The sequence below is a fragment of the [Phormidium] sp. LEGE 05292 genome (genome assembly GCF_015207735.1).
GTDB lineage: Bacteria > Cyanobacteriota > Cyanobacteriia > Cyanobacteriales > Aerosakkonemataceae > Floridanema.
In genome coordinates, this window is sequence record NZ_JADEWG010000167.1 from 1 (window position 1) to 12,676 (window position 12,676).

At 40.9% G+C, this 12,676-nt stretch carries 8 protein-coding genes; 7 read left to right on the forward strand and 1 reads right to left on the reverse strand.

Annotation, left to right across the window (positions count from 1 at the left end; translation table 11 throughout):
- The first annotated feature begins 216 nt into the window (after nucleotides 1-216).
- Nucleotides 217-579, forward strand: a complete 363-nt coding sequence (locus IQ264_RS27770; protein ID WP_193985042.1) for a hypothetical protein — start codon at nucleotides 217-219, stop codon at nucleotides 577-579.
- Nucleotides 580-650: 71 nt separating this feature from the next.
- Here the strand turns inward: IQ264_RS27770 and IQ264_RS27775 are convergent, their stop codons facing one another.
- Nucleotides 651-965, reverse strand: coding sequence for a fertility inhibition FinO-like protein (locus IQ264_RS27775; RefSeq protein WP_193985044.1), 315 nt, complete (start codon nucleotides 963-965; stop codon nucleotides 651-653).
- Nucleotides 966-1,514: 549 nt separating this feature from the next.
- On the opposite strand from IQ264_RS27775, the gene IQ264_RS27780 reads away from it, so the two are divergent.
- From IQ264_RS27780 to IQ264_RS27805, 6 genes are all read left to right on the forward strand, one after another.
- Nucleotides 1,515-2,867, forward strand: a complete 1,353-nt coding sequence (locus IQ264_RS27780) for an AAA-like domain-containing protein (RefSeq protein ID WP_193985046.1) — start codon at nucleotides 1,515-1,517, stop codon at nucleotides 2,865-2,867.
- Between the two features lie 83 nt (nucleotides 2,868-2,950).
- Nucleotides 2,951-4,594 (forward strand): hypothetical protein, encoded by a 1,644-nt coding sequence (locus IQ264_RS27785; RefSeq protein ID WP_193985049.1) that lies wholly within the window; start codon nucleotides 2,951-2,953, stop codon nucleotides 4,592-4,594.
- Between the two features lie 54 nt (nucleotides 4,595-4,648).
- Nucleotides 4,649-5,383 (forward strand): hypothetical protein, encoded by a 735-nt coding sequence (locus IQ264_RS27790; protein WP_193985050.1) that lies wholly within the window; start codon nucleotides 4,649-4,651, stop codon nucleotides 5,381-5,383.
- 110 nt (nucleotides 5,384-5,493) lie between these two features.
- Nucleotides 5,494-7,752, forward strand: coding sequence for a TOMM precursor leader peptide-binding protein (locus IQ264_RS27795; protein ID WP_193985052.1), 2,259 nt, complete (start codon nucleotides 5,494-5,496; stop codon nucleotides 7,750-7,752).
- Nucleotides 7,753-8,020: 268 nt separating this feature from the next.
- Complete coding sequence (locus tag IQ264_RS27800) at nucleotides 8,021-9,103, forward strand: amidohydrolase family protein (RefSeq protein WP_193985054.1); 1,083 nt, start codon at nucleotides 8,021-8,023, stop codon at nucleotides 9,101-9,103.
- A gap of 17 nt (nucleotides 9,104-9,120) precedes the next feature.
- The coding region (locus tag IQ264_RS27805; RefSeq protein WP_228061873.1) for an ATP-binding protein at nucleotides 9,121-12,676 on the forward strand (3,556 nt) is incomplete at its 3' end.

Sequence of the window (12,676 nt, forward strand, 5' to 3'; positions counted from 1 at the left end):
TTAATAATAGAATTAAGCTCATTATTCGACAAAGCTATGGCTTTAAAAGCTTTGAATCTTTGCGAGAAAAGCTGTTAGCTTGTTTATTTAAATAAGATTTACTTATCCCCACAGGTACGGGAGAGCCAAATGTGTTAAGTCAATGAAAGCTATGAGTTTAAACAGAGAAATTCAAGGCATTGCTAAACTATAGCGATAAGATTTCAGTCGAGAATAATGAACGTTGCAACATTGAGCTTGATTGCCACACTCATCTTGGGTACTCTTCCAGCTACAGCACAAACAACCTTTACGGCCAATGAAAAGCGATATTTAGCAGAATTTGAGGTAGTGGCTAACGAGAAAATATCTAAAATAGAATTAATCAATTTCGTCAGAAATCACCCAGATGCGTTGATAGCATCAGCTAAAACTTTGTGTGTGGCGTTGCAAAACGGAATTTCACAACAAGAGTTAGCCCAAATTACTCTCGGCGTTAATGAAGAAACAAGACGCAGAAATGCCTTTGGCATTGACAGGTTTGATATAGAAAGTCGGTTAGCTCCTAAATATTTTTGTCCCCAAGTTTTACAAGGTTAGCTATTAGCTTAGTAAGGATATTATAGTAAAACACATCTGCTCCATAAGCTATAGCCAGCATCAGCCTATAATTATTCAGCAGATGGTGTAGCGACTGGCTCTTTCGGTGCTTTCGGCTTCCGTTCAAAAACTTGAATATTAGGCTCGTTCAGTACAAATCCTTCATCAGTTATGTCACCCAATTTCCCTGCGATCGCTGCCACCCACATCGGATAATTCGCTTGTGCCTCTTCTAACTTCTTAAACACTTTCGGTTTAACTGTAATGCTAGCAATTCGACCATCACAATCAACCTCAAACTTTTTCCACCCGTTGTCCACCGTTTCTACATTGGTGGGAAAGTCATTGATTTTGATGGGAAGTTCCAGTTTTCCTGCTACTGCCATAGTTGTTTCCTTTGAGAAAGTGCCAATTAGTCCTTAGTTATTCTACTCACAACTAAACAATAAAGTATTAAAACTCATTATAAATTTCCCGCAGCATTGACAGAGAAATACTCAATCCTTGCTGCAATAAAGTTTCTAAATAATCATCAATAGATTTGGGAGGATTTTTTAATTGCTGTCGGCTTTGCAATGCAACGATAAGAAGACCCCTGCTCAACCGAACGGTCTTTATGGGGAAAACTGGTTAATCGCTTTCTACTCCTGCCAGTTATGGGTCGAGGAAATGCTTAATTATACACCCAATAAAAAATCATTTTATCAACAAGGTGTGAGAGCTATAACCCTGAGCCAGCAACCTCTCTAGCCCTGTTGTCGCCCCCTGAATACTTCGCGTCATAATATTGCGAAGCGACTTTTCTTTTGTCCAAAGTCCAATGAAACAAGAATCTCCCGCCACAGCGTAGTGCAGTGCGGTGAGAGTGTCAACCCTAACAGCTAAGTTGCTTAACTTGATAAAATTTTGCTTATCTTGCGAAATCTATCGTCATCATGATAGTGTTACCACATCAACATAAAGACAAGCGCAAACGCGGTGTAATCCTTACTCTAGAAGGATTGCAGAAGCTAGAGGCTGCCAAAACACGAACCGAATTTGAGGAAAACAGCGGGACTCGGTATACTTTGGAACAAATGAGCGATCGCACGCGGTTAGCCATCAGTACCGTGATGAAAATATACGGACGCAAAATGGGAGTCGATCGCAATACCCTCATAAAGTGTTTCAGCGCTTTTAATCTGATTCTTTCGCCAAGTGATTATTCCTGGGTGTTTGCTGAGAATGACGAGGTTGAAGAATCCCATACCCCACCAAAACCAGAAAAAGATATAGAGTTGGAATTGCCGGGGGGTCAAGTTCCTCTGGATTCGCCCTTTTACGTGGAACGCGACTTAATTGAATCTGAATGTTATAAGACAATTTTGCAACCGGGAGCGCTGATTCGCATACTCGCTCCCAGACGGATGGGAAAATCCTCCCTGATGGCGCGGATTCTCCAGAAAGCCACCGAGCAAGAGTATCAGACGGTTATTATAGATTTTCAGTTAGCAGATAGAGAAATTTTTCAAGATTTAGATAAATTCTTACGCTGGTTCTGCGCCAACGTCGGTTTGGGATTGCAACTGAGCAATCAGATTGCGGAATATTGGGATGAGCTTTTTGGCAGTCAGGTTAGTTGCAAAATGTACTTCGAGCAGTATTTGCTACCATCAATGACTCAACCTGTTGTATTAGCTTTAGACGATATCGATCGCTTATTTCCCTATCCCAACCTGGCGAGCGACTTTTTCGGACTGTTACGAACTTGGCACGAGGAAGCCAAAAATCGGGAAATTTGGCGAAAACTTCGGTTAGTCGTGGTACACTCAGCCCAGATGTATATTCCTCTGAGTGCTAATAGATCGCCTTTTAACGTGGGGCTACCGATCGAACTACCGCCTTTTAACAGCGAGCAAGTGCAGGATTTGGCGAAACGGCAAGGACTGGATTGGTCGGCTGAAGATGCCCAGCAACTGACGGCTTTTGTCAATGGCAATCCTTATTTAATAAGGGTAGCGCTTTATTATATCGGGCGCGGTGAAGTCACCCTAGAGCAAGTGTTGCAAACCTCCTCTATTTCAGAGGGAATTTATGGCGATCGCTTACAGCGAGAACTGTGGAACCTACAACAGGAGCCAGAGTTTATAGCAGCTTTCGTGCGAGTTGTCAAGAGTAGCACGCCTGTGGAGTTGGATTTTGTGGAGGCATTTAAGTTGAAAAGTATGGGATTAGTAAATTTACAAGGCAATCAGGCGACTGTAAGTTGCGAGTTGTATAGGCAGTATTTTGGCGATCGTTTTAAGTAGCAGTTGATAAGATTTTTTGCGAAAGATTGTGGCTGGTGATCGATCCGAGTTGAATAAAGTTTAACTAAAAGTGCAGAAACCTTATGAGATTCATCAGGCGTCGATTGGTTGCGATTGCGATCGTAGCCTTTATTGTTATTTGTGGAGAGATCGCGTTGGGGAATACGATCGCCAAAAATCAAGAACTAATTCAGCCTCCCATCAAAATAACAGAAGCATTTAAGGACATCCCCTACAATCCAGATTCTTCGCAAGAGAAGAACATTCCAGGAAATCCTAGAACAGTGCAAGAACAAGAAATTAATGATTTTTCCTGGAAAACTTTCATTGCTTTAAACTGGCCAGTTGATTGTGAAGGAAAACCATTAGAATCTACCGATCCGCTATCAGATCGGAAGTATCCGAAAATAATCGGGCAAGCTCCAGAAGCGCCTCGTCGTTGGGAACTATATCGATCTCCCAAGAGTGTATTTCTACCAAATGGAACACCACCTCCATCAGAGCCACCAGAAGTCAAGCAGTGTTTGAACGATCGCGCAGGCTCGGAAATAGAATACAACCAAAATTTACGCCTAACCGAGGCAGAAGAGTTTGTCACAGCAAAGGAATCAGGTGAGTATAAAATAGCCAGTAGAAAAGATTTGTTGGATGCTGATGGAGAATTAGAATCAGAACTGACAATTGATGGAAAAGAAGTAAACATATCACTGAGTAGTATTGATGCAGCAAACAAAATTCCTTTAGTGGATCGGCAAGGTAATTACGTTATTAATGAAATTCGCCTTAATCCGGTTGAATTTAACCAAATAGTTGAAAATAAATGGTATGATGCCACTAACTTAGTATCTTTATGGCGGCAAAACTCAGATTCGGAAAAGTTATTTCAACTTGTCTGTAGCACGGGAGAAAAAGGGAAATATTGCAATACTAATGAAGCTGAGGGTGCAATTGAAATTAAAGCAGCTTGGCGAGTATTTGATGAGCGAAATAACGAACAAGAAAAAGCTCGATACTATACCACTAAACGCAAGATAGTTAGTAAGAAAGGTGAAATCTTGAATGAAAAAGCTGAATTGGGATTAATTGGGTTCCATATTATGCACAAAACTAGCAGTCGAGGTTGGATCTGGTCTACCTTCGAGCATATAGATAATGCGTCACCCTGTGATGGTCAAAAAACTAAAGATTACACTCTGCACAACAATGAATGCAACACGAAAAACTGCCAAGAAAACGAGCCTTATGTAAAACCCCCTTACCTTTGGGATATCAGCAACAACGAGCCTAAAGCAGTTACGATCGAAGTAAGTCAAGGAATCGCAGTTAAGGATCAGATTCCATCTCAGATTTGTCGAACAAATAAAATAAGTAAATTCGCTACAAACCTAAACAAGAAATACCAAAATAGTCTCAGAGAGATCGATGAATCATCCGTGTGGCAGTATTATCAATTAATCGGCACTCAGTGGCTAGAAGATCCAGATAATCCTTACAGTAACTTTGCTGAGGGCGAAACAATTCGTCTCAGAAAAATTATGCCAGATAGTGAAGGTAGAAAACCATTGACAAATGTTGCTTTAGAACCCTATGCTCAAGGAGTTTCTTGCATAGTCTGTCATACTTCTGCACATCTGCCGATAAAAGATAATATTTGTCAGTTAAATGGCGATCCGAAAAACTGTGCAGACTTTAGTTTCTTGATGGATAATGCTGAATTTAGCCAGTAGATTCCTATCAAAGCTAATTGATGATTTTTCTAATTAATTTGAGGTAATTTGAAAATGGACGACAAACAATTGCCTGATGGACTTAGAGATGAGTTCCGTAATATGCAGAGGGGAGTAAAACAATGGTCTCAATTTGTTGCCTGGTCTTGGAGTAACCATTTAGCATATAAAGGCGATCAAAAAAAGGAGGAAGAGGAACAAGAATTGAAGGAGTTTTTTATCAAAATCCTGCAAGACCAAGCTCGGTATCGCTATGCAGTCAGTAGTTATGGAGACAAAGATGCAAAGCCACTTGCCTACGCGACGAGTCTTAAAATCAAAAAACTCTTGATAGGTAAAAATTCAGATATTGACGAGTGTATTTCACAAAAAATCGACCTGACTTTACCTGACGTTTACGGAAAACTTACCAAAAAAGAAAAAGATTCTGAGAAAGAGGAAAATACTAAAAAGCCTAAAAAACCTGACAGCTTAAGCCATGAGCCATTTATGCAAATGTTTCATGTTGAGATAGTGACTGATAGCTTTTCAGGCCGCGTCCGTGATATGTTATTGTCTGAGAAAAAAGAACTCAAAAAGATCATTGAAAAGTATAGTAAAGATGATTTGAAGTATGTTGAACCTGTGGAATATGTAATCTATCTTGCTTATCCGCCCTGTCCGGCATTTGGTAAAGCTACCGTTACAGAGGATCAATTGAAAAATTGGATGCAAGGTAAAAACGAAGATGGCGAAGGTACTACTGATTATCTGCCGCCTTCTGCTTATATTCCTGTTAGCTTCACCTAAAACATTGCCAATTTGAGATTGCATAAGAGGGAGAGGGTGGTTCAGATCCCCGACTTCTTCAAGAAGTCGGGGATCTAGATTCCAGGTTAGTCGAACAAGTTTAGTTAAATATGTTAAAAAGACCGAGGTTTAAGGCTCAATTTCGCGTTGAGACGATTGTGGGAGAGGGGATATTTCTTTTATCTGAAAATGGCTCAACTTTTTTGAGCGATCGCATTTACCAATCTATCTGCCCTTTACTCGACGGAAATCGCACCGTTGATGAAATTGTCGATCGCCTTCAGGAAGAATTACCAGCAGCATATATTTACTATGCCTTGATGGAACTGGAGCATAACGGCTATCTCATTGAAAATGAGACAATTTTACCTGAGAATATAATTGTATTTGTCGAACATTTGAATGTCAATATTAAAGATGCTTATCATCGCTTGCAAGAAACTAAAGTTATAGTCAAAGCTTTAGGATCGTTATCTGCTTCGGATTTTATTAGTATTCTTAATTCCTTACATATTCAAGTAGCTGAAGATGCAAATTTTGAAATTGTTTTAACTGACGATTATTTGCGTCCAGAACTGGCAGAAATTAATCGAGAAAATCAAATGCGATCGCGTCCTTGGATGTTGGTTAAACCGATCGGAACAGCGCTCTGGATCGGGCCGATTTTTCATACTCCCCAAACAGGTTGCTGGGAATGTTTGTCTCAACGCTTACAAGGCAACCGACCGATCGAAAAGTTTATCCAAAGACGCAGAAATACTTTATCTCCACTTCCACTAACACCACCACTAGCTGATTTGCCATCAACCCAACAAACTGCCCTGACAATGGCAGCAACGGAACTCCTGAAATGGATTATCCAAGGAGAAAATAAATCTTTGGAAGGAATGCTAATTACCCATGACACGCTAACATCGGAAACGAGAAAGCACCCATTAATTAAACGCCCTCAATGTAATTGTTGCGGCATTCTTAAACCAGAACATCAAAAGCCTTTACCTGTAGTAATTGGTAGCCGCAAAAAAAAGTTTATCGCTGATGGCGGACATCGTTGCGTTTCTCCAAAAGAAACCTTTGAGCGATACAAACATCATATTAGCCCCATCACGGGAGTTGTGCGAGAGTTGGGAAAATTATCCCGCAATTCTAATGGTTTAACTCCTATTTATTTTGCCAAGCATCATTTTGCTTCCACGTTTGATGAAGTTAGATTATTACAACAGAATTTAGGAGGCAGAAGCGCGGGGAAAGGAAGAACAGATGCTCAAGCAAAAGCAAGTGCTTTTTGCGAAGCGATCGAACGCTACTCTGGTGTTTTTCAGGGAGATGAATACAAAATTAAAAGTAGTTATCAGCAATTCAGAGATAAAGCAATTCATCCCAACTCTTGCATGAACTTTAGCCATAATCAATACGAAAACAGAATAGAATGGAATGCCAAATGTGGCAGCTTTTTCCAGCACGTACCCGAACCATTTGACGAAACGCGAGCAATCGACTGGACACCAATTTGGTCTTTGACTCACCGAGAATTCAAGTATCTACCAACAGCATATTGTTATTTCGGCTATCATCAATCACCGCAACCCGATTGTTGGGCAGATACTAACGGTTGTGCGGCAGGTAATACGCTGGAAGAAGCTATTTTACAGGGCTTTATGGAATTGGTAGAGCGAGATAGCGTTGCCCTGTGGTGGTACAATCGGATTGCCAGACCAAAGGTAGATTTAGAAAGTTTTGATGAGCCGTATTTTCAAGATTTGATAAATTATTACCGCTCAATTAATCGCGAAATTTGGGTACTCGATATTACCAGCGATCTGAATATTCCTGCTTTCGCTGCGATCAGTCGCAGGTGCGATCGTCAAGTAGAAGATATTATCTTAGGTTTCGGCGCTCACTTCGATCCTAAATTAGCAGTGCAAAGAGCGCTTACGGAAGTCAATCAACTGCTTCCACCTGTCTTAACAGCTAATGCTGATGGTACAACTCAATATGCTGATTCTGCCGATCCGCCCGTTATCAATTGGTGGAAAACTGCTACTTTGGAGAATCAACCTTATTTAGTTCCGTCATCGCAAATCCCTGCCAAACTATATTCTGATTATCCTCGCGTCAATAATGAAGATTTGCTAGACGATATCAAGCTTTGTCAGCAAATTGTCGAACAAAAAGGAATGGAAATGTTAGTTCTCGATCAAACTCGTCCCGATATTGGGTTGAGAGTAGTAAAGGTAATCGTTCCGGGAATGCGTCATTTTTGGAAACGACTAGCACCAGGACGACTTTATGAGGTTCCGGTGCAATTGGGTTGGGTAAAAAAAGCGATGACGGAAGAGATGTTGAATCCGATACCTGTTTGGCTGTGATGGTGTTTGCGAGAGTAATTTTAAGAGGTTTTTTACAACAGATGAACAGAAACAAGTAGGGGCGAAGCATTCGGGCGACAATTTATTACACAAACCCAAGATTTTCTGTCCGAATGCTTCGCCCTCCCTCACAGATAACCTGTATCTACAATCTGGCGCTAAGGCAGGGCGAAGCATTTGGATACAAACATCTTTAGTAAGTTACAGAAGTTATCGCCCAAATGCTTCGCCCCTACACTAATTAATTTGCCACCCCCAACTACCTACCATGCTCAACGGATACCGCATTATTGATGCCGATTCTCACGTTTACGAACCACACCAAATGTGGTTAGATTATCTCGAACCTGCATTTAAAAGTTTCGCCTTATCTGCGGATCTAAAAATTAAAGGTGAATCGATCGTCAATCTCGATTCAGATCGCCTGCGTTGGGAAGCAGGTAAGCAAACGATCGCATCTCATCCTCGATCGTGGCTGAATAATTTCGATCCGGAATCTCACGTCCAAGCAATGTACCAGATGGGGGTTGATATCGCGTTTATTTATCCCACGTATTTTTCATGGATTATTGCTGTAGACAACATGGCTCCTCAATTAGCTGGTGCGTTTGTTCGTGCTTATAATAATTGGATGCGGGATTTTTGCAGCTACAACCCGGAAATTTTGCGAGGGGTAGGAGTTGTCAATCCCCACGCGCCAGAAGAAATGGTATCGGAATTGCAACGAATAGCTGATTTTGGCTGGAAAGCAGTTTTTTTACGTCCTAATCCTGTAAAAGGAAGGTTGTTAAGTGATCGCGCTTACGAGCCTTTTTGGAGTGCGTGTGAAGAGTTGGAAATTGCGGTTAGCCTGCATGAAGGAACTCACAGCCGATCGCCTACTGCTGGAAGCGATCGCTTTCAAACTCGTTTTGCACTCCATGCTTGCTCTCATCCGATGGAACAAATGATGGCACTGTTATCTTTAATCGAAGGCGGTGTCTTAGAGCGTCATCCCAAGCTGAAAGTAGGATTGCTGGAGTCTGGCTGCGGCTGGCTTCCCTACTGGCTGTGGCGGCTCGATCGCGAATATGAAGATTTGCAATGGGAAGTAGCAGATCGTGTCAAAATGAAGCCATCCGAATACTTTCGCCGCCAGTGCTTTATTGCGATCGAACCTTCAGAATCCTATTTACCCCAACTGATTGATGCGATCGGTTCGGATAACTTAATCTTTGGCTCTGACTATCCTCACATGGATCATAAGCCAAATATTGTTACAGAAGTAGTGGCGCTCGAATCGCAACTTTCACAGGAAATTGTGCGTAAAATTGTTTGGGATAACCCGACTCGTTTTTATGGCTTGAACTGAATTCAGGAATGAGTGAAATGGACAACTACCAGATTCTCTCCAAGATTTACGAAAGCGCTAATTCATTGGTGTATCGGGCTGTCCATAAATCTCGCCATCATCCCGTTATTCTAAAAATTCTCAAGGAAGATTATCCAAATCCCGCCGAATTAACTCGATACAAACAAGAATACGAAATTACCAAATCCCTCCAAATCGATGGCGCAATAAAAGCATACAAATTATTGCCCTATAAAAATACCCTGGCGATGGTATTAGAAGATTTTGGCGGACAATCCCTCGATGTTTTATTACAATCCCAAACATTCTTGCTGGCAGAATTTCTCTCGATTGCCATTCAGATTGCAGGCGCACTTGGCGAAATTCATGCTGCACATATTATTCATAAAGATATTAACCCTTCTAATATTGTTTACAATCCCCAAACCGGACAAATCAAAATTATTGACTTTGGCATTTCTACAAAATTTACCCGCGAAAATCCAACTATTAAAAATCCCCATCTTTTAGAAGGGACATTAGCTTATATGTCCCCGGAGCAAACTGGCAGAATGAATCGCTCCCTCGATCGCCGCACGGATTTTTACTCTCTCGGTGCAACTTTTTATCGATTACTCACCCAAAAACTGCCGTTTGAAACCGAAGAGCCATTAGAATTAGTTCACTGTCATATTGCCAAACAGCCAAATCAAGTCAAAAGTCAAAAGTCAAAAGTCAAAAGTGAAGAAATACCACAGGTTATTTCAGATATCGTGATGAAATTGATGGCGAAGAATGCGGAAGATCGTTATCAAAGTGCCTTGGGGCTAAAAGCAGATTTAGAAGAATGTTTGCATCAATTACAGCAAAACAGCAAAATTTTAAATTTTCCTCTCGGTCGTGACGATATTTCCGATCGCTTCGCAATTGGGCAAAAACTTTACGGACGAGAAGTGGAAATAGAAACGTTACTTTCCACCTTTCAAAGAATTGCGGAAGGGACTGGCGAAAGAGCGACGGAAATGGTGCTGGTAGGGGGTTATGCTGGTATCGGTAAATCAGTCCTGATCCAAGAACTTTACAAACCAATTACCCAGCAACGCGGCTATTTTATTTCCGGTAAATTCGATCAGTTTCAACGCAATATTCCCTATTCGGCGATCGCATCTGCATTTAAGTCTTTAGTTCAACAACTGCTGACGGAAAGTGACGCTCAATTAGCTCGGTGGCGAGAAAAACTTCTGGCTGCTTTGGGAGCCAACGGACAGGTAATAATCGATCTGATTCCCGAAATCGAACAAATTATCGGTTCTCAGCCTCCCATGCAGCTTCTAGAAGCCACAGAAAGGCAAAATCGATTTAATAGTGTTTTCCTAAATTTCCTGCGAGTTTTTTGTCAGAAAGAACACCCGTTAGTTATTTTTCTCGACGATTTGCAATGGGCTGATTCCGCAACCTTAAAGTTGCTGGAAGTGATGATGAACGTTAGCTCCGCGGGTGCGGAGCACCTTCGCGATTTAGGATATCTAATGTGCATTGGTGCTTATCGCGATCGCGAAGTCGATCTGAATCACCCCTTAATCAAAATGCGCGATCGCTTGCAAGAACAAGGCGCGATCGTTAATACAATTATCCTCACTCCTCTGCAACTTTCAGAAATAGTACAACTGATTGCCGATGCGCTTCACCAGGAACCAGAAAGCGTTCAACCGCTAGCAGAATTAGTCGCTCGAAAAACATCTGGCAATCCTTTTTTCATTAATGAATTCCTCAAAACTCTTTATCAAGAAAATTTACTCAGTTTCGCTCGCGCTCAGAAATGTTGGCATTGGGATATTGCTCAAATTGAAGCTTTAGGCATCACAGACAATGTAGTTGACTTGATGCTGGATAAACTGAGAAAACTGCAAAAACCAACTCAAAAAGCATTATATCTAGCTGCTTGCATTGGCAATCGCTTCGATATTAAAACTCTCTGCAAAATTGGCAAAAGCTCTGCTCATAAAACTTTTCAAAATCTCTTGCCAGCCATTCAATTAGGCTTGATTCAGCCAACTTCATCCTTAGAAATTACTGCTTCAAAAGCACCTATCGAATCTGCATTGATTGTCGAAGAATATAAGTTTCAACACGATCGCGTGCAACAAGCAGCTTATGCTTTGATTGATGACGATCGCAAACAGTCCGTCCATCTTCAAATCGGCAGGTTATTGCTGAAAAAACTCGGTAAAGCAGAGTTAGGAGAAAACCTATTTACCTTAGTCGATCATCTCAATAAAGGTCGAGGATTGCTAGAGAGCGATCGCGAAAAAATCGAACTGGCAGACTTAAATTTACGCGCTGGGAAAAAAGCCAAAGAAGCAACTGCTTATGCAGCATCCAGAGAGTATCTAATTCTTGCTAATGATGTATTTCCGGGAGATATTTGGCAAGAGCGTTACGCGATGGCGATCGACCTTTACAAACAACTCGCAGAAGTCGAGTATCTGAATGGAAATTTCGATCGCTTTCAGGATTTAATCGAACAGTCATTACAGCAAGCAAAATCGGCAGTCGATCTGGCAGAATTTTACTATTTGCGGATTAATCAATATACATTATTAGGAAAATATAAAGAAGGAATTGAGATTGGTATGACTGCTCTCAAGCTTTTGGGAAGCGAACTACATACAGACAACTTTCAAGTTGCCTTCGATAGCGAAATAACGGAGTACAGAAAAAATTTAGGAACTCGAGAAATTAGTTCTCTATATAACAGCCCAGAAATGGAAATACCAGAGAAAAGGGCGGCTTTAAAAATCCTTTCTCGGATTTTCCCAACGGCTTGGGCTGTAAATCCAATATTGATGAACGTCATCGCAGTTAAAGCTGTCAATATCAATCTCAAATACGGTCATACACCTATATCAGCAACGATCTATAGCTTCATAGCATTTATTATGGCTCATGTCTTACAGGATTACAGATCGGGCTATGAATACAGTTCCCTTGGGATAAAGCTAACGGATAAGTATAAAGATTTAGCTTCCAAAGTAGTTGTAACCCAAGCTCACGCTAATTTAATTTCCCCTTGGTTGAGGCATATCAAGCTTTGTGAAAATATCAATGCTGAAGGAGTTGATGCTGGGCTGCAAGTTGGCGATTTACAAGTTACTGGATATACTTATACCTATAACTTATACAACCTTATTTATCAAGGCAAAAATTTAGAATCCCTTTTACAAGAAGCTTCTGTAACTTTAGAATTTGCTCGTAAAACTCAAAATAATTGGGCTAAAAATTGTATTTTAACAGCTAAGATTATCATCCAAAATTTGCTTGGATTGACTCAGGATAAATATTGTTTTGCCACAGAAGAAATCGATGAAATAGCTTTTTTGGCAACTTGCCAAACTGAACAAACCCTTGCAGCCATCTGCTTCTACCAAATTTTTAAAATTCATATTCTCTATCTATACAGTCAGCCGCCAGAGTTATCTTATCTGGAAGAAACAGAGAAATTAACGGCTTTTATTCCCGGCACTATTTCCCTCGCCAAGCTAAATTTTTATTGCTCATTAACTCTCGTTGCTCTCTATCCCCAAGCTGACGAAA

What these genes read in the sequence shown, in the direction of transcription:
- IQ264_RS27770 (WP_193985042.1), top strand. Translation starts at nt 217, where the DNA reads ATGAACGTTGCAACATTGAGCTTGATTGCCACACTCATCTTGGGTACT.
- IQ264_RS27775 (WP_193985044.1), bottom strand. Translation starts at nt 965, where the DNA reads ATGGCAGTAGCAGGAAAACTGGAACTTCCCATCAAAATCAATGACTTT.
- IQ264_RS27780 (WP_193985046.1), top strand. Translation starts at nt 1,515, where the DNA reads ATGATAGTGTTACCACATCAACATAAAGACAAGCGCAAACGCGGTGTA.
- IQ264_RS27785 (WP_193985049.1), top strand. Translation starts at nt 2,951, where the DNA reads ATGAGATTCATCAGGCGTCGATTGGTTGCGATTGCGATCGTAGCCTTT.
- IQ264_RS27790 (WP_193985050.1), top strand. Translation starts at nt 4,649, where the DNA reads ATGGACGACAAACAATTGCCTGATGGACTTAGAGATGAGTTCCGTAAT.
- IQ264_RS27795 (WP_193985052.1), top strand. Translation starts at nt 5,494, where the DNA reads ATGTTAAAAAGACCGAGGTTTAAGGCTCAATTTCGCGTTGAGACGATT.
- IQ264_RS27800 (WP_193985054.1), top strand. Translation starts at nt 8,021, where the DNA reads ATGCTCAACGGATACCGCATTATTGATGCCGATTCTCACGTTTACGAA.